Origin of the sequence: Pseudomonas sp., assembly GCF_048269965.1 — a bacterium.
Classification (GTDB): Bacteria; Pseudomonadota; Gammaproteobacteria; order Pseudomonadales; family Pseudomonadaceae; genus Aquipseudomonas.
In genome coordinates, this window is sequence record NZ_JBLWTV010000011.1 from 134,883 (window position 1) to 156,748 (window position 21,866).

Annotated in this window: 19 protein-coding genes; 5 read left to right on the forward strand and 14 right to left on the reverse strand. The window is 64.5% G+C overall.

What is annotated here, in order from left to right:
* Window positions 1–135: 135 nt before the first annotated feature.
* Complete coding sequence (gene ada, locus ACN0X6_RS14585; RefSeq protein WP_417704957.1) at window positions 136–1,164, reverse strand: bifunctional DNA-binding transcriptional regulator/O6-methylguanine-DNA methyltransferase Ada; 1,029 nt, start codon at window positions 1,162–1,164, stop codon at window positions 136–138.
* A gap of 175 nt (window positions 1,165–1,339) precedes the next feature.
* On the opposite strand from ada, the gene ACN0X6_RS14590 reads away from it, so the two are divergent.
* On the forward strand, window positions 1,340–2,512 hold the full coding sequence (locus ACN0X6_RS14590) for an HD domain-containing phosphohydrolase (protein ID WP_417704959.1): 1,173 nt from the start codon (window positions 1,340–1,342) through the stop codon (window positions 2,510–2,512).
* Window positions 2,513–2,606: 94 nt separating this feature from the next.
* On the opposite strand, the gene ACN0X6_RS14595 is transcribed toward ACN0X6_RS14590, so the two are convergent.
* The 6 genes from ACN0X6_RS14595 to ACN0X6_RS14620 all read right to left on the reverse strand — a co-directional run bounded on the left by ACN0X6_RS14595 (window position 2,607) and on the right by ACN0X6_RS14620 (window position 9,221).
* A complete protein-coding gene (locus ACN0X6_RS14595; RefSeq protein ID WP_417704960.1) occupies window positions 2,607–3,578 on the reverse strand; it encodes a peptide ABC transporter ATP-binding protein in 972 nt (323 codons plus the stop codon).
* Window positions 3,578–4,552, reverse strand: coding sequence for an ABC transporter ATP-binding protein (locus ACN0X6_RS14600; protein ID WP_417704962.1), 975 nt, complete (start codon window positions 4,550–4,552; stop codon window positions 3,578–3,580). Before ACN0X6_RS14600 ends, ACN0X6_RS14595 begins: the two co-directional genes overlap by 1 nt.
* Window positions 4,553–4,708: 156 nt before the next feature.
* Window positions 4,709–5,611 carry an ABC transporter permease subunit gene (locus tag ACN0X6_RS14605; RefSeq protein WP_417704964.1) on the reverse strand — a complete coding sequence of 301 codons (903 nt, stop codon included), beginning with the start codon at window positions 5,609–5,611 and terminating at the stop codon, window positions 4,709–4,711.
* 117 nt (window positions 5,612–5,728) lie between these two features.
* Window positions 5,729–6,739 carry an ABC transporter permease subunit gene (locus ACN0X6_RS14610; RefSeq protein WP_417704966.1) on the reverse strand — a complete coding sequence of 337 codons (1,011 nt, stop codon included), beginning with the start codon at window positions 6,737–6,739 and terminating at the stop codon, window positions 5,729–5,731.
* Between the two features lie 148 nt (window positions 6,740–6,887).
* The gene (locus ACN0X6_RS14615) at window positions 6,888–8,483 is read right to left on the reverse strand and encodes an ABC transporter substrate-binding protein (protein WP_417704968.1); all 1,596 of its coding nucleotides are present in this window, start codon (window positions 8,481–8,483) and stop codon (window positions 6,888–6,890) included.
* 171 nt (window positions 8,484–8,654) lie between these two features.
* Window positions 8,655–9,221, reverse strand: a complete 567-nt coding sequence (locus ACN0X6_RS14620; protein ID WP_417704970.1) for a cupin domain-containing protein — start codon at window positions 9,219–9,221, stop codon at window positions 8,655–8,657.
* A gap of 186 nt (window positions 9,222–9,407) precedes the next feature.
* On the opposite strand from ACN0X6_RS14620, the gene ACN0X6_RS14625 reads away from it, so the two are divergent.
* Window positions 9,408–10,637: a M24 family metallopeptidase gene (locus tag ACN0X6_RS14625; RefSeq protein WP_417704972.1), complete on the forward strand. Its 1,230-nt coding sequence runs from the start codon at window positions 9,408–9,410 to the stop codon at window positions 10,635–10,637.
* Between the two features lie 54 nt (window positions 10,638–10,691).
* Here ACN0X6_RS14625 and ACN0X6_RS14630 read toward each other — a convergent pair whose 3' ends face one another.
* The 3 genes from ACN0X6_RS14630 to ACN0X6_RS14640 all read right to left on the reverse strand — a co-directional run bounded on the left by ACN0X6_RS14630 (window position 10,692) and on the right by ACN0X6_RS14640 (window position 14,969).
* Window positions 10,692–12,287, reverse strand: a complete 1,596-nt coding sequence (locus tag ACN0X6_RS14630) for an ABC transporter substrate-binding protein (protein WP_417704974.1) — start codon at window positions 12,285–12,287, stop codon at window positions 10,692–10,694.
* Between the two features lie 144 nt (window positions 12,288–12,431).
* Window positions 12,432–14,030 (reverse strand): ABC transporter substrate-binding protein, encoded by a 1,599-nt coding sequence (locus ACN0X6_RS14635; protein WP_417704976.1) that lies wholly within the window; start codon window positions 14,028–14,030, stop codon window positions 12,432–12,434.
* Window positions 14,031–14,255: 225 nt separating this feature from the next.
* Window positions 14,256–14,969, reverse strand: coding sequence for an SIMPL domain-containing protein (locus tag ACN0X6_RS14640; RefSeq protein ID WP_417704978.1), 714 nt, complete (start codon window positions 14,967–14,969; stop codon window positions 14,256–14,258).
* A 196-nt stretch (window positions 14,970–15,165) separates the two neighbouring features.
* On the opposite strand from ACN0X6_RS14640, the gene ACN0X6_RS14645 reads away from it, so the two are divergent.
* From ACN0X6_RS14645 to ACN0X6_RS14655, 3 genes are all read left to right on the forward strand, one after another.
* Window positions 15,166–16,419 carry an ATP-binding protein gene (locus ACN0X6_RS14645; protein ID WP_074675904.1) on the forward strand — a complete coding sequence of 418 codons (1,254 nt, stop codon included), beginning with the start codon at window positions 15,166–15,168 and terminating at the stop codon, window positions 16,417–16,419.
* Window positions 16,420–16,434: 15 nt separating this feature from the next.
* On the forward strand, window positions 16,435–16,995 hold the full coding sequence (locus ACN0X6_RS14650; protein ID WP_004424835.1) for a response regulator transcription factor: 561 nt from the start codon (window positions 16,435–16,437) through the stop codon (window positions 16,993–16,995).
* Between the two features lie 239 nt (window positions 16,996–17,234).
* Window positions 17,235–18,176: an AEC family transporter gene (locus ACN0X6_RS14655; protein ID WP_417704980.1), complete on the forward strand. Its 942-nt coding sequence runs from the start codon at window positions 17,235–17,237 to the stop codon at window positions 18,174–18,176.
* A 66-nt stretch (window positions 18,177–18,242) separates the two neighbouring features.
* Here ACN0X6_RS14655 and ACN0X6_RS14660 read toward each other — a convergent pair whose 3' ends face one another.
* From ACN0X6_RS14660 to gatB, 4 genes are all read right to left on the reverse strand, one after another.
* Window positions 18,243–18,629, reverse strand: a complete 387-nt coding sequence (locus ACN0X6_RS14660; RefSeq protein WP_417704982.1) for a carboxymuconolactone decarboxylase family protein — start codon at window positions 18,627–18,629, stop codon at window positions 18,243–18,245.
* Between the two features lie 2 nt (window positions 18,630–18,631).
* Window positions 18,632–19,726 carry a calcium/sodium antiporter gene (locus ACN0X6_RS14665; RefSeq protein WP_417704984.1) on the reverse strand — a complete coding sequence of 365 codons (1,095 nt, stop codon included), beginning with the start codon at window positions 19,724–19,726 and terminating at the stop codon, window positions 18,632–18,634.
* Window positions 19,727–19,817: 91 nt separating this feature from the next.
* Window positions 19,818–20,240, reverse strand: coding sequence for a septal ring lytic transglycosylase RlpA family protein (locus ACN0X6_RS14670; protein ID WP_417704985.1), 423 nt, complete (start codon window positions 20,238–20,240; stop codon window positions 19,818–19,820).
* Between the two features lie 72 nt (window positions 20,241–20,312).
* On the reverse strand, window positions 20,313–21,761 hold the full coding sequence (gene gatB, locus ACN0X6_RS14675) for an Asp-tRNA(Asn)/Glu-tRNA(Gln) amidotransferase subunit GatB (RefSeq protein ID WP_417704986.1): 1,449 nt from the start codon (window positions 21,759–21,761) through the stop codon (window positions 20,313–20,315).
* Between the last annotated feature and the right edge of the window lie 105 nt (window positions 21,762–21,866).

Sequence of the window (21,866 nt, forward strand, 5' to 3'; positions counted from 1 at the left end):
GTAGCCCGGATGAAATCCGGGGCGCTGGGGATCATGTTCCCCGGATTGCATCCGGGCTACGCAAAGCGCCGTCCAAGACGCGTGGGCTAAAGCGGATCGCCGCCCGACCCACCCGAGCTGAAGCGCCCGCACGGGCTACGTCTCCCGGCTTTCCTGTTCCAGCAACCGCCGTTTGCGCTGCAGTCCCCAGCGGTAGCCGCTGAGGCTGCCATTGCTGGCCACCACGCGATGACAGGGCAGCAGCAGGCCGATGGCGTTGCTGGCGCAGGCCCGGGCAATCGCCCGCGGGTGACTGTGCAACTGCCCGGCCAGCTCGGCATAGCTGCGGGTCTCGCCTCTGGGGATGCTCTGCAGCGCCTGCCAGACGCGCTGTTGAAAGGCCGTACCACGAATGTCCAGAGGCAGATGAGCGGCACGCTCCGGCTCCTGCAATTGCGCCAGCACTTGCTGCAGCCAGTGGCGCAGACCCTGTTCATCTTCTTCGAGCCGGGCAGCGGCGAAGCGCTGTTGCAGCTCATCACGTAGCGCTGCCGGCTCGTCGCCGAACAACAAGGCGCAAACGCCCTTGTCGCTGGTGGCCAGTAGCACCTGCCCGAGCGGGCAGGGGGCGATGCTGTAGCGCAGGCGTTCACCGGCGCCACGCTGACGGCGCTGCGCAGGACTCATGGCCTGGGGCTGTTCATACAGCGCGCGGGTCCCGGAATAGCCGGCAGCCAGGGCGGCATCGAGCACGCTATCCGCTGCGCCCAGTTGCGCCTCCAGGCGCTGGCGCCGTTGGGCCGCCGCCCAGGCATTGGGCGTCATCCCGGTGCGCGCCTTGAAGGCACGGGCCAGGTGCGATGGCGACAGGCCGATGCGGGCTGCCAGCTGCGGCAGCGTCAGGCGTTGCTCGCCATTCAGGAGCGCGCAGGCGGCCGCCACCAGCGTGTCGAGTTGCTGCGCCGGACTCTGCCCCTGCGGTGAGCAGCGCTTGCACGGGCGAAAGCCGGCTGCCTCGGCACTGGCGGCATCGGCATGGAAGCTGACGTTGTCGCGTCGTGGCCGCCGCGCAGGGCAGTTCGGCCGACAATAGATACCGGTGCTGCGCACGGTGAAAACGAAGCGTCCGTCGAACGTCTCATCACGTTCGCAAACGGCCTGCCAACAGCGTTCCTGGTCGAGCATGACGCAGCCCTTGTGCTAGCGATCTTGCTGACGATTGTCGACTGCGTTCGCCGCTCTGCCAATCCGCATTGCACTTTCAAAGCCTTGCCGAGGTCATTTGTATGACGGCGTGAGCGCAACTTCAGCTCAGCGCCTTTAATGATGATGGATAAGGCAGGTGCCAACGGAGATCGCCATGCGCGGGATGCTCGACAGGCTGGAGCAAGAGCTGATTCTGGTTGTGGACGATGCAGTCGATGCGCGCCAGCGCCTCGGCGCGCTGTTGGTCGACCGCTATCAGGTGCGGCTGGTTGGCAGCAAGGAGGCGCTCCACGCCGCCAGGTCGCGGCCGCAGCCAGACCTGATTCTGCTGGGCTGGCAGGACGATTACGCGCTCTGTCGCGGGCTCAGAACCGATCCGCAGACCTGTCATATCCCGCTGATCCTGGTCACCGGTCGCAGCGATGCCGCCGACGAGCAGTTGGGCTTCGACCTTGGCGCCGCCGACTACATAACCAAACCGGTCAGCGCGCCCATCGTGCTCGCGCGCGTTCGCGCGCAGTTGCAGGTCAAGGCGGCCACCGATTACCTGCGTGACAAGAGCGAGTATCTGGAACTCGAGGTCAAGCGTCGCACGCGCGATATCCAGAACCTGCAGGATGTCACTATCGAGGCCATGGCCAGCGTTGCCGTCATGCGTGACAACCCGAGCAGTCGTCGCCTGGAACGTATCGAGCGCTACATGACCTGCCTGACCGCTGCACTCGCGCGGCAGCAGCCGGGCTTGTCGGCGTCTCTGAGCGAGGAGCGCATCGCCCAACTGGGCAAGTCGGCCATGTTGCATGTGATCGACCGGCTGACCCTGCCGGATCGCATACTGCTCAGCCATGGCGAGCCGGATGAAAATGACCTGCGCCTGCTGAGCGAGGGGGTGATCGCCGGGCGGGATGCGTTGCAGCGAGCCGAGCGCAAGCTGGGCAGCGTCACCGATTTTCTTTCCGATGCCAAAGACATCGTCTACGGCCAGCATGAGCGTTGGGACGGCAAAGGCTATCCGCAGGGGTTGTCAGGCGAGCAGATTCCGCTTTCGGCGCGTCTGATGGCACTGGTGGGCCACTTCGAAGAGCTGAGCTGCCGGCATCCTTACTTGCCGCCCATCAGCCCGGCGCAGGCGGTGGCGCAGATCAGCGCGGCCAGCGGCACGCGCTTCGACCCCATGGTGGTGCTGGCCTTCGTCGAAGCCACGACGGAGTTCCTGCATATCGCCGAAACCCTGGCTGACGACGCCGCTGCGGTCGGCGTGGAGTTGCAGCGGCTGGAGGACTCGCTGGCAGAAAACATCGAGTTGACGCTGCCGCCGACGCCATGACGCGGCGCCGGTGGGACCGGCAGCCGGCATTTGACTTGTAGGGTGCGCCGTGCGCACCGCGAGAGTCTACCGCGCGGCGCGACATGGTAGGGAGCTAGTCGACGATCCGCTCCACATGATGGCAGGCCACCTGCCGCGCATCGATCAGACGCAGCTCCGGGCGCTCGCCACGGCAGCGCTCGTCGGCATGTGGGCAGCGCTTGTGGAAGGCGCAGCCGGACGGCGGGTTCAGCGGATTGGGCAACTCACCGCTGATCTTCATCCTTGGCTTGTCCGGGGCCGGATTAATCGCCGGCGTCGCCGACAGCAGGGCGCGGGTGTAGGGATGCAGCGGGCGGGCGTAGAGCGCTTCGGCCGGGCCCATCTCCACCGGGCGGCCGAGGTACATCACCAGCACGTCGTCAGCGACATGACGCACCACGGCGAGGTTGTGCGAGATGAACACGTAGCCGGTCTGGTACTGCTCCTGCAGATCCATGAACAGGTTGAGCACCTGGGCCTGGATCGACACGTCCAGCGCCGAGGTCGGTTCGTCCGCCACCAGCACCTTGGGCTGCAGCATCATGGCGCGGGCCAGGGCGATGCGCTGGCGCTGGCCGCCGGAGAACATGTGCGGGTAGCGTTGATAGTGCTCCGGGCGCAGCCCCACCTGCTGCATCATCGCCTGCACCTTCTCACGGCGCTCGGCGCGCGACAGGTGGGTGTTGATCAGCAGCGGCTCGGCCAACTGATCACCGATCTTCTGGCGCGGATTGAGCGAGGCGTAGGGGTTCTGGAACACCATCTGCACGTCGCGGCGCAGCTGTTTGCGCTCGGCATGGCTGGCGCCGGTCACTTCGTGCCCGGCGATCTGCAGGCTACCGGAACTGGGCTCTTCGATCAGGGTCAGGGCGCGGGCCAGGGTGGACTTGCCGCAGCCGGACTCGCCAACCACCGCCAGGGTCTTGCCGGCCTGCAGGCTGAAGGACACGCCGTTGAGCGCCTGCACCAAGGCTGCCGGTTTGAACAGGCCACGGGACACGCTGTAGTGACGGGTCAGCTCACGGGCTTGCAGTACGGTGCTCATCAGGCCACCTCCGTCGTGGGTACGAGAGGAAAGAAGCAGCGCGCGGCGCCTCGCTCGTGTGCGTCCAGCGTCGGGCGCTCGTCGCGGCAACGTGGCTGCACGTAGGGACAGCGCGGTGACAGCAGGCAGCCCTGTGGGCGGTCATAGCGGCCGGGGACGATGCCGGGCAGGGTCGCCAGGCGACGGGCGCCGGCGCTGTGTTCGGGAATGGCCTTGAGCAACGCTTCGGTGTAGGGATGGCTGGGGGCGTCGAACAGGGCCGGCACCTGGCCCAGTTCCACTGCTTGCCCGGCGTACATCACGCAGACGCGCTGGGCGGTTTCGGCCACCACGGCGAGGTCGTGGGTGATCAGCACCAGGGCCATGCCCTGGTCGCGCTGCAGATCCAGCAGCAGCTCCATGATCTGCGCCTGGATGGTCACGTCCAGCGCAGTGGTGGGTTCATCGGCGATCAGCAGCTTGGGTTCGGCGGCAATCGCCATGGCGATTGCCACGCGCTGGCTCATGCCGCCGGAGAGCTGATGCGGGTAGGCATCGAGGCGACTGGCGGCGCCGGGTATCTCGACCCTTTCGAGCAGTTCCAGGGCGCGAGCACGCGCCGCTTTGCCTTTCAGGCCGAGGTGCTGGCTCAGCACTTCCTCGATCTGGAAGCCCACGGTGTAGCTGGGGTTGAGCGCTGTCATCGGGTCCTGGAAGACCATGGACAGGTCCTTGCCGACGATACGCCGACGCTGCCGGCCCTTCAGGCGCAGCATGTCGACGTTGTCGAACTGCATGCAATCGGCCTGGACGATGCCGGGCGCGTCGATCAGCCCCATCAGCGCCATCATGGTCACCGACTTGCCGGAGCCGGACTCGCCGACGATGGCCAGCACTTCACCCTTTTCCACGCTGAGGTCGAGCCCGTCGACCACCGGCACGGCGTCGGCCGCGCCAAAGCGCACCGACAGGTTGCGGATATCCAGCAGGCTCATCGGGCGCCCTCCGTGTGTAGTGAGGGCGACGCTTCTCCCGTCCACCGCCGTGCGTTGATGGTGGATGAAAAGAGCGTCATCCACCCTACGCAGCTACCGGGCCGTGCAGTAGGGTGCGCCATGCGCACCGAGATCATCTTGTGCATATGGGCCTCCTCAGATAGCGTTCTTCAGTTTCGGGTCGAGGGCGTCGCGCAGGCCGTCGCCCATCAGGTTGATCGCCAGCACGCTGAGCAGAATCGCCAGACCCGGCAGGCTCACGACCCACCAGGCGCGTTCGATGTAGTCGCGCGCCGACGCCAGCATGGTGCCCCACTCGGGGGTCGGCGGTTGCACGCCGAGCCCCAGAAAGCCCAGCGCGGCGGCGTCGAGAATCGCCGAGGAAAAGCTCAGGGTGGCCTGCACGATCAGCGGCGCCATGCAGTTGGGCAGCACGGTGACGAACATCAGCCGTGGCAGGCTGGCGCCGGCCAGTTGCGCAGCGGTGACGTAGTCGCGGTTCAGCTCGCCCATCACGGCCGCGCGAGTCAGGCGTACGTAGGAAGGCAGCGAGACGATGGCGATGGCGAAAATGGTGTTGATCAGGCCTGGGCCGAGGATCGCGACGATGGCCACCGCCAGTAGCAGCGACGGCAGCGCCAGCATGATGTCCATCAGGCGCATGATGCCGGGGCCGAGCAGGCGCGGGAAGAAACCGGCGACCAGACCCAGCAGGATGCCGGGAATCAGTGACAGCACCACCGAAGCCAGGCCGATCAGCAGCGACAGGCGTGCTCCGTGGATCAGACGCGAGAGCAGGTCGCGGCCCAGCTCGTCGGTGCCGAGCAGGAAGCGCCACTGACCCCCGTCCAGCCAGACCGGCGGGGTGAGCAGGAAATCGCGGTACTGCTCGCTGGGATGATGCGGCGCGACCCAGGGCGCGAACAGCGCACAGAACACCATCAGCAGCATGAAGGCCAGGCCCGCGACGGCGCCCTTGTTGTGACTGAAGGCTTGCCAGAACTCTTTCAGTGGCGAGGGGTAGAGCAGGCTCTGGTCGAGGCTGGTGGAGGTGCTCATGGGCGTACCTCGCGTAGGGTGGATGACGCTTTTTTCATCCACCGTGCAGAGGCAGCGGTGGACGGGTGAAGCGTCGTCCACCCTACGCAATCTTTATGGTTCTTCATCGCGCCGTCCCTATTTCTGATGGCGAATACGTGGATTGGCCAGGCCATAGAGGATGTCCACGGTGAAGTTGACCAGGATCACCAGGCAGGCGATCAGCAGGATGCCGTTCTGCACCACCGGGTAGTCGCGGGCGCCGATGGCTTCGATCAGCCATTTGCCGATACCTGGCCAGGAGAAGATGGTTTCGGTCAGCACGGCGCCGGCGAGCAGGGCGCCGACCTGCAGGCCGAACACGGTCAGCACCGGGATCAGCGCATTGCGCAGGCCGTGCACGAAGACCACGCGCGTCGGCGACAGGCCCTTGGCCCGCGCGGTGCGGACGTAGTCCTCGCGCAGCACTTCGAGCATGGCCGAGCGGGTCATCCGTGCGATCACCGCCAGCGGAATGGTGCCGAGCACGATGGCCGGCAGGATCAGGTGGTGCAGGGCGTCGACGAAGGCTCCTTGTTCGTCACTCAGCAGCGTGTCGATCAGCATGAAGCCGGTGACCGGCGGGATGTCGTAGAGCAGGTCGATGCGCCCGGACACCGGCGTCCAGCCCAGCCCCACCGAGAAGAACATGATCAGCAGCAAGCCCCACCAGAAGATCGGCATCGAATAGCCGGTCAGCGAGATGCCCATCACGCCATGGTCGAACAGCGAACCGCGCTTGAGTGCTGCGATGACCCCGGCGATCAGGCCCAACGTGCCGGCGAACAGCAGGGCGGCCAATGCCAGTTCGACGGTGGCGGGAAACAGAGTGAGGAACTCTTTCCATACGCTTTCGCGCGAGCGCAGCGATTCGCCGAGGTTGCCGCTGGCGAGCTGGCCGATGTAGTCGAAATATTGCGCATATAGTGGCTTGTTCAGCCCCAGGCGCTCCATGGCCTGAGCGTGCATTTCCGGATCGACGCGGCGTTCGCCCATCATCACTTCCACCGGGTCACCGGGGATCAGGCGAATCAACGCGAAGGTCAGCAGGGTGACGCCGAAGAAGGTGGGGATCAGCAAGCCCAGGCGGCGTGCAATGAAGCTCAGCATGGCGGTGGGTAACTCCTAATCAGAACGGTATCGAGCCGCCTGGAATTCTGACGATTCCTTCGTGCACGTTGCAGGTTAGCTGTTCGACCATGACGTGACCCGGGCGTTTGCCCGGGGCGTCGTTCGAGGGTGCTGGCACAGCCGGCTGTCAGTCGTTGCTGACACCGACGAAGCTGTTGCGCCCGAAGGGGCTGATCTGGAAGCCTTTGACGCTGGTGCGCATCGGTTGGTAGACCGTGGAGTGAGCGATCGGCGTGATTGGCACTTCGCGCTTGAGAACCACCTGGGCCTGACGATACAGCTCGCTGCGTTGTTCCTGATCGGTGATGCGCTTGGCGGCGACCACCAGCTTGTCGTATTCGCTGTCGCACCACTTGGAGAAGTTGTTGCCGTCCACCGAGGCGCAGCCGTACAGGGTGCCGAGCCAGTTGTCCGGGTCACCGTTGTCGCCGGTCCAGCCGATCAGCATGGCGTCGTGTTCTCCGGCATGGGCACGCTTGATGTACTCGCCCCACTCGTAGCTGACGATGCGCGCCTTGATGCCGATCTTGGCCCAGTCGTTTTGCAGCATCTCGGCCATCAGCCGCGCGTTGGGGTTGTAGGGACGCTGCACAGGCATGGCCCACAGGGTGATCTCGGTACCTTCTTTCACGCCGGCGGCCTTGAGCAGCTCCTTGGCTTTCTCCGGGTCGTAGGCGGCATCCTTGATCGACTCGTCGTAGGACCACTGGGTGGGTGGCATGCCGTTCACGGCCAACTGGCCGGCGCCCTGGTACACGGCGTCGATGATCGCTGCCTTGTTCACCGCCATGTCCAGCGCCTGACGCACTTCGAGCCTGTCGAACGGCGCACGGGTGACGTTGTAGGCGATGTAGCCGAGGTTGTAGCCAGGCTCGGTCGGTACCGCGAGGTTCTTGTCGGCCTGCAGACCCTGCAGGTCGGCGGGGCGCGGGTTGAGGGTGACGTGGCATTCACCGGCGCGCAGCTTCTGGGCGCGCACCGAGGCGTCGGTGTTGATGGAGAAGATCAGGTTGTCGATCTTCACCTGTTCGGGTGCCCAGTACTGCGGGTTGCCCTTGAAGCGGATCACCGCGTCCTTCTGGTAGCGGCTGAACACGAACGGGCCAGTACCGATGGGTTTCTGGTTGATCTCGGCGGCCTTGCCGGCCTTGAGCAACTGGTCGGCGTACTCGGCCGAATGCACGGCGGCGAAGTTCATCGCCAGGTTCTGCACGAAGGCCGCATCCACGGCATTGAGGGTGAAGACCACGGTCATGTCGTCGGTCTTCTCGATGCTGGCGATGTTCTTGTCCAGGCCCATATCGGTGAAGTAGGGGAACTCGCTGGGGTATGCCTGGCGGAACGGGTGGTTGCGATCGAGCATGCGCTGGTAAGTGAACAGCACATCGTCGGCGTTGAAGTCGCGTGTCGGCTTGAAGTAGGCGGTGCTGTGGAACTTGACCCCTTCGCGTAGATGGAAGGTGTAGGTCAGACCGTCTTCGCTGATGTCCCAGGAGCTGGCGAGGGCCGGCTGGGCCTTGGTGCCGCCGCGCTCGAATTCGGCGAGGCGGTTGAAGATGGTTTCCGAGGCTGCATCGAAGTCGGTGCCGGTGGTGTACTGGCCAGGGTCGAAACCACCCGGGCTGCCTTCGGAGCAATACACCAGGTTGCTGGCGTGGGCGAACGAAGCACTGGTGAGCAGTCCTGCGGTGAGCAGGGCCCTGCACAGGGGAGACATACGCATGCGAACCTCTTCTTCTTGTTGTTCGCGCCTGGGTGTGGCGCGAGCTCGGAATGCGGTGAAGGCGGGTAGCCCACCGGATCAGGTTCGAAATTAAGTCATGCTGAAATTGTGGTCAACAAAAATTAAGCAGCACTAACATTGCGCATATTGGCCCCGAATTGGTGCAAAAGGTCAGTCGTTGGCGGGGTGATCGCCGAAAAGCGCCATGGTGGTCAGGGTCAGCACCTCGGCCGGGGCATCGGCGATATTGGCCAGGCGATGCAGCTTGCCGGCATCGAAATGCACCGAGTCGCCGGGCCCCAGGGGGTAGTCGCGACCCTCGATGGTGTAGACGATCTGCCCGCTGAGCACGTAGGAGAATTCCACGCCTTCATGCGCGATCAGTTCCGACTGGTAGCCCACCGGAATGTTCACCTTCACCGCATTGAGCGAGTTACCGGGAAATGAGCTGGACAGGCGCTCGTAGGCCAGCAACTGACCGCCGACGGTGTAGCGTACCCGTTCGTTGACGTGAGAATCCGGCTGGACCTGGGTGGGCTGGTCGAACAGCACGTTGAGCGGTACATCGAGTGACTTGGCGATGCTTGCCAGCGACGACAGCGATACGCCGGTCAGGTTGCGTTCTGCCTGGGACAGGAAGCTGGCGGTCAGACCGGCGTCTGCCGCTACCTGATTGAGAGTCTTGCCGGCGGCCCGCCGGTAGCGGCGCAAGCGTTCGCCAATGCGATCTGCGGTCATGAAGGAGGCTCGCTGTTCGGGTCAGCGCAGTATAGCCATGAGCCGCAGGGACTTCAGCCGGATACCGGGGGCTTTTTAAGTCAGGCTGAAAAAAGCTTTGACCAGAATTTAAGTTCCACTTAAATTTTGCCGCAACCAATTGCCCGGTGACGATGTTCGTCGTGGGCGCCAGACGAGGATGCGCAGATGACACTGGGAGTGGGCGGCAGCACGCCGGAGCAGGCCTTGGCGCGCCTGCAGAACATGATGGCCGGCGCGCAGCCGATCAGCGAAGCGGAATACCAGACACGCATCGCCCGCGCTCAGGCATTGATGCGCGAGCAGGACGTCGCCGCGCTGTTCCTGGCTGCCGGCAGCAACCTGCAGTACTTCACCGGCGTGCAGTGGCATGCCAGCGAACGCATGGTCGGTGCGATTCTGCCGGCCAGCGGCGCACTGGAGTACCTGGCGCCGGCGTTCGAGGAAGGCACGGTGCGCGACTTTCAGGTGGTGCCCGGCGCGATCAATACCTGGCAGGAGCACCAAAGCCCCTACGTGTTGCTTCTGGATTGCCTGAAGCGTCTGGGGATATTGCCCAATGATGGTGCGCAGCCGAAGGTAGGTCTTTGTTCCTCCTTGCCTTTTTTCATGTTCGAAGGCATTCGCCAACTGACCAGCGGTTATCGCTTCGTCGATGCCGGCGGCATCACCACGGCCTGTCGCCAAGCCAAATCGCCAGCCGAAATCGCCCTGATGCAGCGCGCCAAGGACATGACCCTGGAAGTGCACAAGGCAGCTGCGAGCATTCTCCATGAAGGTATCAGCACCACCGAAGTTGCCGAGTTCATCCACCAGGCGCACCGCCGTGTCGGGGCGCCTGGCTCGATCTTCTGCATCGTGCTGTTCGGTGCTGCCAGTGCCTTTCCGCATGGGGTCAAGCATGCGCAGCGGCTCAAGGACGGCGACATGGTGCTGATCGACACCGGCTGCAAGGTTCACAGTTACCTGTCGGACATCACCCGCAGCTACGTTTTCGGCACGCCCAGCGCGCGTCAGCGCGAATTGTGGAACAAGGAGAAAGCCGCTCAGCAGGCGGCGTTCGAGGCGGCCACCCTGGGAGCACCCTGTTCGTCGGTGGACGCGGCGGCCCGGCGTAGCCTGGAGGCGGCAGGGCTGGGGCCTGGTTACAGCTTGCCTGGCCTGCCGCACCGTACGGGGCACGGCATTGGCCTGGACATTCACGAGGGGCCGTATCTGGTCGGCGGCGATGACACCCCGCTGGGCGAGGGCATGTGCTTCAGCAACGAGCCGATGATCTGCGTGCCGGGCGAGTTTGGTATCCGTCTCGAAGACCACTTCTACATGACCGCCGACGGCCCGCGCTGGTTTACCCAGCCCAGCCATTCGGTGGACGACCCCTTCGGTCTGGGCGTCTAACCACGCCCACGCCTGACTCGGAAGCTCTTGCCATCAGGACCGAGCCATGGCCGCTCAGGGCACGCTCACCCTGGAAAAGTTGTTCGAGCCCATCGGGCTGAGCACATAGCCTTCGACGCCCTTGTGCAGCGCTGCGAACTGTTTCGGATGAGCCAGGGCGATCCACGGCGCCTGCTCATGGAAGATCGCCAGCGCCTGGCGATACAGCGCGGCGCGTCTGCTCGGATCGGGCTCGCGGCGTGCCTGGCTGATCAGGGCGTCGAAGGCCTTGTCGCACCAGCCCGCCTGGTTCTCGCCGCTTTCGGCCGCCGCGCAGGAGAGGTTGGGGGTGAGGAAGTTGTCCGGATCGCCGTTGTCCCCGGCCCAGCCCATGAATACCAGGTCGTGCTCGCCATTCTTGGCGCGCTTGATCAGCTCGCCCCACTCGAACACGCGAATGTCGCTGCGAATGCCGACGGCGGCGAGATCGGCCTGCAGCATCTGCGCGCCGATCCCGGGGTTGGGATTGGTCGGTCCCCCGCCCGGGCGGGTCCAGATCGACAGGGCGAAGCCATCGGCGTGACCAGCCTCGGCCAACAGTTGGCGGGCCCGCTCGGGGTCGTGTGGCCAGTCCTGCAGCGTTTCGTCGTGGCCCCACAGGGTAGCCGGGTAAGGCGCCACGGCCGGTGTGGCGTTGCCTTCGCCATACTGCGCGCGAATGTAGGTGGCCTTGTCGAACGCCAGATTCAACGCCTGGCGCACGCGCACGTCGTCCAGTGGCGGGTGACGGGTGTTGATGCCGATATAGGCGGTCAGCAGCGAATCCAGCTCCAGCACCTGCAGTTTCGGGTCGGCCTTCAGCGCCGGGATGTCCACCGGGCGCGGGTAGAGGGCGATCTGGCAGTCGCCGGCCTTGAGCCTTTGCTGGCGCACGTTGGGCTCGGGGGTGATGGCCAGCACCAGGCGCTCGACCTTGGGTGCGCCATTCCAGTAATCGGGGTTGCCGCGAAAGCGTATCTGGGCGTCCTTGGCGTAGCGCTCGAAAACGAAAGGCCCGGTGCCGATGGGCGCATTGTTCAGGCGCTCGGGTTGGTTCGTTGCGAGCAGATGGTCGGCATACTCGGCCGAGTAGATCGAGGCGAAGCCCATGGCCAGGTTGGCCAGGAAAGGCGCCTCCGGGTGTTTGAGGACGAAGCGCACGCGGTGCTCGTCGAGCTTGTCGATGCGCTCGATCAACTGCGCCAGGCCCATGGCCTCTGCGTAGGGGAAGCCGCGCAGCGACAGCTCGTGCCAGGGATGCGCCGGGTCGAGCTGGCGCTGGAAGCTCCACAGCACGTCGTCGGCATTGAATTCGCGGCTGGGGCTGAAATCCTGGTTGGCGTGAAATGTCACGCCCTGGCGCAGGGTGAAGGTGTAGCTCAGGCCGTCATCGGCTATTTCCCAGCTTGCTGCCAATGCCGGCACGATCTCGGTGCTGCCGGGGGCGAAGGCCACCAGGCGTTCGAACAGGGTTTCCGCCGTGGCGTCGGCGGTGGTGGCTGCGGTGTATTGAACGAGGTCGAACCCTTCCGGGCTGGCTTCGCTGCACACCACCAGGCTGGCCGCCTGGACCTGAGCAGCAAGCAGCGTGGCCAGCAGCAGGCTGCCGCGCAGAAAGAACGGGGCTGACATGGCAACTCCTTGGCCTGGAAGGCCGTCGGGCACTCGTGTGCGGCGGTCATGTGTAGGGTGCGCCGTGCGCACCAGGTTCAGACTCCCCGAGTACGCGGTGCGCACAGCGCACCCTACGCAAGCTAGCCGCCCGAGGCAGCGCCCTTACTTGCCGATACTCACACCATAGAACGAGTTGATGCCGAACGGGCTGATGCGGAAGTCCTGCACTTCCTTGCGCATCGGCTGGTACACGGTGGAGTGGGCCAGCGGGGTGATCGGCACCTCTTGTTTGAGGATCACCTGCGCCTGCTTGTACAACTCGGTGCGTTCGGCCACGTCGGTGGTGCGCTTGGCGGCCTTGACCAGCTTGTCGTAGTCCTCGAAGCACCACTTGGAGAAGTTGTTGCCGTCGACCGCGTCGCAGCCGTAGAGGGTGCCGAGCCAGTTGTCCGGGTCACCGTTGTCGCCACTCCAGCCGATCAGCATGGCGTCGTGTTCGCCGGCCTTGGCGCGCTTGAGGTACTCGCCCCATTCGTAGCTGACGATGCGTGCCTTGATGCCGATCTTGGCCCAGTCGGCCTGCAGCATTTCGGCGATCTGCTTGGCATTGGGGTTATACGGGCGCTGCACCGGCATGGCCCACAAGGTGATCTCGCTACCTTCCTTGACGCCAGCGGCCTTGAGTAGCTCCTTGGCCTTTTCCGGGTCGAAGGCCGGGTCCTTGATGTCCTCGTTATACGACCATTGGGTCGGCGGCATGCCGTTGACCGCCAGTTGCCCGGCGTTCTGGTAGACCGCGTTGAGGATGGCCTGCTTGTTCACCGCCATGTCCAGCGCCTGACGCACCTCCAGCTTGTCGAACGGCGGATGGGTGACGTTGTAGGCGATGTAGCCGACGTTGAAGCCGGCCTGTTCGGGCATCTGCAGTTTGGGGTCCTTCTGCAGTGCCTCGATGTCGGCCGGACGCGGGAACAGGGTGACGTGGCATTCGCCGGCCTTGAGCTTCTGCATGCGCACGGACGAGTCGGTGTTGATGGCGAAAATCAGGTTGTCGATCTTCACGTCATCGGGCTTCCAGTAGTCCTGGTTGCCCTTGTAGCGGATCACCGCGTCCTTCTGGTAGCGGCTGAACACGAATGGGCCGGTGCCGACGGGTTTCTGATTGATGTCGGCGGCCTTGCCGGCCTTGAGCAACTGGTCGGCGTACTCGGCGGACTGGATCGAAGCGAAGCTCATCGCCAGGTTCTGCACGAAGGCGGCGTCCACGTCGTTGAGGGTGAAGCGCACGGTCATGTCATCGAGTTTCTCCAGCTTGGCGATGTTGCTGTCCATGCCCATGTCGGTGAAGTAGGGGAACTCGGTGGGGTACGCCTTGCGGAACGGGTGCTCCTTGTCGAGCATGCGGCCGAAGGTGAACAGCACGTCGTCGGCGGTGAACTCGCGGCTGGGCTTGAAGTATTCGGTGGTGTGGAACTTCACCCCGGGGCGCAGCTTGAAGGTGTAGGTCAGACCGTCGTCGGACACCTCCCAGCTTTCTGCCAGGCCGGGCTCGACCTTGGTACCGCCGCGCTCGAACTGGGTCAGGCGGTTGAAGATGGTTTCTGCGGCGGCGTCGAAGTCGGTGCCGGTGGTGTACAGGCCTGGGTCGAAACCGGCGGGGCTGCCTTCGGAGCAGAACACCAGGTTGGCGGCGCTGGCGAGGGGGGCGCTGGCGATCAGCCCAGCGGTGAGTAAAGCCTGGAGAATGGCGTTCGTGCGCATCTTGACCTCATCGTTGTTGTGGTTGTGGTCCTTGAGGAGCCTCTTGTGGAGACCACCGCCGAAACTATGCAGGCCTTGTGCCCGAGGCAAGGGGGTTGCCGCGCGGAAGATGGTTAGCGCTACAGCGCTGTAATTTGCTGTCGCATTTATGAAAATGTTGCAGGGAAAAGATGGCGAAACGCCGTTATCTGACGATAACGGCGCTGCTTTGTTGCGGAGCGAGGTTCAGGGCATCTGCACTTCGATGACGCCGTCAGCACTGACCGTGACCTGGCTGGTGCCAGCTTCGATCTGCGGTGTGGGGGCTGAGTCCATCATCGCCATGCCCTTGGCTTCGAAGTTGCGCATGGCCATTGGCGGCTGGAAGCCACCGGTGTTGAGGTTCAGGCTGACCAGCTTGTAGCCCTTGCCGCCAAGCGCTTCGGTGGCCAGTTGCGCGCGCGCCTTGAAGGCATTCACGGCGTCCTTGAGCATGGCATCTTCACGGGTCTTGCGGGTGTCGGTGGCGATGCTGAAGTCCATGCCGGCCATCTTCATCGATTGCAGCAATTCACCGGTGAGGGTGGACAAGCGGGCGAAGTCGGCACTTTCCAGGCGCACCTCGGCGCGCTCGCGCCAGGCGGTGATCTTCTGGCCCTTGTCGTCATACACCGGGTAGCTGTTGCGGCTGCCGAGTTTGACTGCCACGCCCTTGACCTGGCGTACCTGTTCCAGTGTCTTGTTGAGGGTGTTGGTGATCTCGGCGGCCAGTTTGGCCGGGTCGCTGTGCTGCGTTTCGGTGTAGAGGGTGACGTGCATCAGATCGTGCGCCACTTCCTGATTGACCTCGGCGCGCAGGGCGATCTGGTTGTAACGCGCCTCGGCGGCCAGCAGGCCGGTGCTGGCCAGGCTGGTGGCGGTGAGGGCGAGGGCAGTGGCGATACGGGTCATGGTGCGCATGGTGCGGTTCCTTTTTCGATGGCCTTGTGGCCGTTTCCCGAGGTTAGACGAAGGCGAGTCGCGATCCGGGTTAATGCCGCTGCAACTTTCCTCATCTTGCCCGCAGATCGGCTGCGGCGAAGTGTGCGTCCGGTTGCCGCAGCGGCGGAAGGCCGCGTCAGGCTTGGTTATACTCGGCGCAACCAATGGAGTCGCCATGCTCGAACCCGTGCAATTACTCTCCGCCAGTCGCCAGAATCTCTGGCGCCTGACCCTGATCCGTATTCTGGTGCTGGCCGCTCAGGCTGGCTCGGTCGGTCTCGCCTACAAGTCGGGCATGCTACCGCTACCCTGGTTGCAATTATCGGTCACCCTTGGCGTTTCTCTGCTGTTGTGCCTGGGTACGGCCGTGCGCCTGCGTGGCCCCTGGCCGGTGACCGAGGTCGAGTACGCCGTGCAACTGGGCTGCGACCTGATCATCCACAGCGTGCTGCTGTATTACTCGGGTGGTTCGACCAACCCCTTCGTGTCCTATTATCTGGTGCCGCTGACCATCGCTGCGGCAACGCTGCCGTGGATGTTCACCATCGTCCTGGCCGGCCTGGCGTTGGCCGGTTACACCCTGCTGCTGGTGTGGACCCATCCGCTCGAGCTGCCCGCGGCGCGCGAGAGCCTGTTGGTCTACGGCATGTGGCTGAGTTTTGCCCTGTCTGCTGCGCTGATCACCTTCTTCGTTGCCAAGATGGCCGAGGAGCTGCGCCGCCAGGACGAGCTGCGCGCCGAACGTCGTGAGGAAAGCCTGCGTGACCAGCAACTGCTGGCCGTGGCCACCCAGGCCGCGGGCGCCGCCCATGAACTGGGGACGCCGCTGGGCACCATGAGCGTGCTGCTCAAGGAGCTGCGCCAGGAGTATCGCGACAAGCCGGCGCTGCAGGACGACCTGGCCCTGCTGCAGGAGCAGGTCAAACTGTGCAAGTACACCCTGCAGCAGTTGGTGCGCGCCGCCGAGAATGATCGGCGGCAGGCGGTGGTGGAGCAGTCCTGTGTCGAATGGTTGGAAACGACCCTCAATCGCTGGCACCTGATGCGTCCTGAGGCCAGCTACCGCTATCAATGCCTGGGCCGCGGCACGCCGCCGCGCATCATGCCGCCGGCCGATCTCACCCAGGCCCTGCTCAATCTGCTCAACAACGCTGCCGACGCCTGCCCGGACAAACTCGACATTCGCCTGGACTGGGACCACCAGTGGCTGCGCCTGAGCATCCGCGATCACGGCGCCGGTGTGCCGCTGGCCATCGCCGAGCAGCTTGGGCGCCCCTTCTTCACCACCAAGGGCAAGGGTTTCGGTCTGGGGCTGTTCCTCAGCCAGGCCAGCGTGACCCGTGCTGGTGGCACGGTTAAGCTGTATAACCATGAAGAAGGCGGCACCCTCACCGAATTGAAGTTGCCGCGAGCCTATGGCGTGGCCTGACAAGGAAAACCCAGCATGAGCGACGAATCCCTGTTCGAAGGCGAGGAGCAGCCCCATCTGCTGCTGGTCGACGACGACCCCACCTTTACCCGCGTGATGGCGCGCGCCATGAGCCGCCGCGGCCTGCGCGTGTCCACCGCCTCCAGTGCCGAAGAAGGCCTGGCCCTGGCCAAGGATGACCTGCCGGATTACGCCGTGGTCGACCTGAAGATGGAAGGCGACTCCGGCCTGGTGCTGCTGCCCAAGCTGCTGGAGCTGGACGCCGAGATGCGCGTGGTGATCCTCACCGGTTATTCGAGCATCGCCACCGCCGTCGAGGCGATCAAGCGCGGCGCGGCCAACTACCTGTGCAAGCCGGCCGATGCCGACGACGTCCTCACTGCTCTGCTTTCCGAGCATGCCGACCTCGACAGCCTGGTGCCGGAAAACCCGATGTCGGTGGACCGTCTGCAGTGGGAACATATCCAGCGCGTGCTGGCCGAGCATGAAGGCAACATCTCCGCCACCGCCCGTGCCCTGGGCATGCATCGCCGCACCCTGCAGCGCAAGTTGCAGAAACGTCCGGTTCGCCGCTAAGCCTTCGCACACCCAGACCCGTAGGGCGTAGGGTGGGCTTTAGCCCACCAGTATCGTAGGGTGGGCTTCAGCCCACCAGGGGGGCAGGCCGCAAGATGGGCCTGAGCTCATCGACGCAGGTTCGCGTGGGCCAAAGCGGATCGCCGCCCGGCCCGCCCTACAACTGCGCGGCTTTTGCCCATGGCAGGAAGATGCTTAGCCAGCTAACATAGGTCGTCAGACAACCTGCTGGTGTCGTCATGCTCGCCGTTGCTGCACAAACCCTCGCCATCACCGCGCCCGTGTTCGCCATGCTGTTTCTCGGCGTGGCACTCAAACGCCTGCGCTGGATCGATACGCCCTTCATCGACACCGCTTCGAGCCTGGTGTTTCGCGGCACCATGCCGACCCTGCTGTTTCTTGGTGTAGTCAAGGCCGACCTGGATACGGCCATGCAGCCGCAGTTGCTGAGCTATTTCTTTCTGGCCACTAGTGCGTCGTTCTTCATCGCCTGGGCCTGGGCGATCTGGCGGGTGCCGTTCGAGGATCGTGGCATCTACACCCAGGGCGCCTTCCGTGGCAACAACGGTATCGTCGGTCTGGCGCTGGCCACCAGCATGTACGGCGACTATGGCCTGTCGGTCGGTTCGCTGCTCGCCGCACTGGTGATCCTTTGCTACAACGCGCTCTCGGCGGTGGTTCTGGCCATCTACAGCCCAGGCGTGAAACCCGGTGCCAAGGCCATCGCGCGCAGCATCGTGACCAACCCGATGATCATCGGCGTGCTGTTGGCGGTGCCGATTGCCTACTGGCAACTCCCGCTGCCGCAGTGGTTTCTGACCTCGGCCGAGTACTTCGCGCAGATGACCCTGCCGCTGGCGCTGATCTGCATTGGCGGCACCCTGAGTCTGGCGTCGTTGCGCCGCAGCAGCGGCACGGCCATCGGCTCGGGCATGATGAAGATGGTCTGGCTGCCGCTGCTGAGCACCTCAGGCGCCTGGCTGCTCGGCTTTCGCGGGGCGGATCTGGCGATCCTGTTTCTCTACTTCGCCAGCCCGACGGCGGCGGCCAGTTTCGTCATGGCCCGCGCGGTGGGCGCCAACCATGAGCTGGCGGCCGCCATCATTGTCATCACCACCCTGGCGGCGGTGGTCACCACCAATATCGGTTTATTGCTGCTGCAATGGGGGGGGTGGATCTAGGGGCGGGCGGCCTGTGTAGGATGCGTGCGCACCGATGGCGGTGAGGGTTGGTGCGCACGGCACAGCCTACGAACGGGTGTTGTTCTGCCACTCGTCGATCACTTCCTGTGCAGCTCGGAAGGCATCGATGCTGGCCGGCACGCCGGCATACACCGCGCAGTGCAGCAGGGTTTCGCGAATTTCCTCGACGGTGCAGCCGTTGTTCAGTGCGCCGCGCACATGGCCCTTGAGTTCCTGCGGGCATTTCAGCGCGGTCAACGCAGCCAGGGTGATCAGGCTGCGGGTCGCGCGCGGTAGGCCGCTGCGCGTCCACACACCGCCCCAGGCATGCTCGTTGACGAAATCCTGCAGCGGCTGGGTGAACTCGCTGGCGTTGCCCAGGGCGCGGTCGACGAACGCGTCGCCCATCACCTCACGGCGCACCTGCACGCCACGGTCATGGTTGTCGCTCATGCTCACACCTGCTCGCCGCGCTGTCTGTGCCAGGCACGTCCGGCGATGATCACCAGGGTGATGGCGGTAAGCGGCAGTGCGTAGCCGATCATCGCGTCACCGAAGGTCTGAGCCAGCGGGCGGCCCGTGCTGAACATCACCAGATACAGGGTGTAGGCCACGTAGTAGCCCAGGAACAGCAGGCCTTCCCAGCGATTGATGCGATAGCCGCTGAAGAAGATCGGCAGGCAGGCGACGGCCACGGCGATCATCACCGGGAAATCGAAGGCCAGGGCGTTGGGCGATACTGCGATGGCTGCCGGCGAAACCAGCGAGGCCAGGCCCAGTACGCAGAGCAGGTTGAAGATGTTACTGCCGACGATATTGCCCACGGCGATGTCGCGCTCGCCCTTGAAGGCCGCGATGATCGAGGTGGCCAGCTCTGGCAGTGAAGTGCCGATGGCGATCACGGTCAGGCCGATCACCAACTCGGACAGACCCAGTGCGCGCGCCAGTTGCACGGCGCCTTCGACCAGGAAGTTGGAACCCACCACCAGCAGCACCAGGCCGGCGATGATCAGGCCCAGGTTGATTGCCCAGGCGTAGGGCTTGGGGGCCTCGTCGAGGCCGAACTCCTTGGCGAATTCGTCATCGTCGCCGCCCTTGTCCTTGCGCGCGCTGTAGATCAGGAAACCGGTATAGGCCAGCACGGCGCTGAACAGCAGGGCGCCGTCGATGCGACTCAGCGCGCCGTCCCAGGCCAGGGCGTAGACCACCAGGCTGGCGCCGATCATGATGGGCACGTCGAGGCGAATGAGCTGGCGCGAGACGACCAGCGGTGCGACCAGAGCGGTCACGCCCAGAATCAGCAGGACGTTGGCGATATTGCTGCCGACCACGTTACCGATGGCCAGGTCGCCGCTGCCATTGAGCGCCGATTGCACGCTGACTGCGGTTTCCGGCGCACTGGTGCCGAAGGCCACCACGGTCAGGCCGATTACCAGTGGTGGAATGCCGAACTGTGCGGCCAGCTTGGCGGCGCCGCGTACCAGCACCTCGGCGCCAGCAACCAGCAGCACCAGGCCAGCGATCAGGTAGACATAGGTCATCAGGGTCATTGCAGAGTAGCTCCGAAAAAAGTGCGGCTAGTGTAGCGATGGCGTTTTTGGCCGCCAGGGGTGGCAGAAAGATTTTGTTGCCAATTGTTCCTCAGTCCAGCGTCTCGACCCTGACCGGCACCACGCCTGCGCGCAGCATGTCGAGGCGCACGGCGGCGGCGCGGGAAACGTCGATGACGCGACCGCGCACGAAGGGGCCGCGGTCGTTGATGCGCAGCACCACGCTGCGCTCGTTGTCCAGGTTGGTGACCCGTACCCGGGTGCCGAAGGGCAGGGTGCGATGAGCGGCGGTCAGCGCATTCTGATCGAAGCGCTCGCCGCTGGCGGTGCGCTGGCCGTGGTGACGGTCACCGTAATAGGAGGCCTTGCCGGTTTCGCTGCTGCCTGAGCCGCCGCCGAAGGTGGAGCAGCCGCCGAGCAGGGCGAGTGCACCGAGCAGTGCCCATGTCTGTAGCCCGGATGCAATCCGGGGCAGTGAAGATTCCCGGATTGCATCCGGGCTGCGCATCGTCATGTTCGTGGTCTCCATGAAAAACGCCGGGCGAGCCCGGCGTCATTGCAGTGAGTGCAAGCGAGCCGGCCTGGCTCAGCCTTCGAGCTTCTTCTTCAGCAGTTCGTTCACTTGCCCGGGGTTGGCCTTGCCCTTGGAGGCTTTCATGGCCTGACCGACGAAGAAGCCGAACATCTTGCCGCGCTTGGCTTCATCGCTGGCGCGGTACTGTTCGACCTGCTCGGCGTTGGCAGCCAGCACTTCGTCGAGCATGGCTTCGATGGCGCCGGAGTCGGTGACCTGTTTGAGGCCCTTCTTCTCGATGATCTCGTCAGCGCTGGCGCCTTCGCCGGCGGCCAGGGCCTCGAAGACCATCTTGGCGATCTTGCCGCTGATGGTGTTGTCCTTGATGCGCAGGATCAGGCCGCCCAGTTGCTCGGCGGATACCGGCGACTGCTCGATCTCCAGGCCTTCCTTGTTGAGCAGGCTGGACAGCTCGCCCATCACCCAGTTGGCCGACAGCTTGGCATCGCCGCAGGTCTTCTCGACCACTTCGAAGTAGTCGGCCAGCTCGCGGCTGGCACTCAGCACGCTGGCGTCGTAGGTGGACAGGCCGAACTGGCTTTCGAAACGCTCGCGTTTCTGCGGCGGCAGTTCGGGCAGGCCGGCGCGCAGTTCGTCGAGGAAGCTGCGTTCGATCACCACCGGCAGCAGGTCCGGGCAGGGAAAGTAACGGTAGTCGTTGGCTTCTTCCTTGCTGCGCATGGAGCGGGTCTGATCCTTGTTGGGATCGTACAGGCGGGTTTCCTGCACCACCTTGCCACCGTCCTCGATCAGCTCGATCTGGCGCTGCACTTCATGGTTGATGGCTTTTTCGATGAAGCGGAAGGAGTTGACGTTCTTGATCTCGGCGCGGGTGCCGAATTCCGCTTGGCCGACTGGGCGCACGGAGACGTTGCAGTCGCAGCGCAGCGACCCTTCGGCCATGTTGCCGTCGCAGATGCCGAGGTAACGCACCAGCGCATGGATCGCCTTCACGTAGGCCACGGCTTCCTTGGCCGAACGAATGTCCGGTTCGGAGACGATCTCCAGCAGCGGTGTGCCGGCGCGGTTCAGGTCGATGCCGCTCATGCCGTGGAAGTCTTCGTGCAGGCTCTTGCCGGCGTCTTCTTCCAGGTGCGCGCGGGTGATGCCGATGCGCTTGACGCTGCCGTCTTCCAGGGTGATGTCGAGGAAGCCCTTGCCGACGATGGGCTGGTCCATCTGGCTGGTCTGGTAACCCTTCGGCAGGTCCGGGTAGAAGTAGTTCTTGCGCGCGAAGACGTTACGTTCGGCGATCTCGGCGTCGATGGCCAGGCCGAACTGGCAGGCCATGCGCACGGCTTCGGCGTTCAGGACCGGCAGGGTGCCGGGCATGCCGAGGTCGACCAGGCTGGCCTGGGTGTTGGGCTCGGCGCCAAAGGTGGTGGCGCTGGCCGAGAAAATCTTCGACTGGGTGCTGAGCTGAGCGTGGATCTCGAGCCCGATCACGGTTTCCCATTGCATGTTCAATATCCCTCAAATGTTTTGCGGTCTGCCCCCTCTCCCGCTTGCGGGAGAGGGTTGGGGAGAGGGTGGCGGGCCATGCCCTTTCCCCCGGCCCCTCTCCCA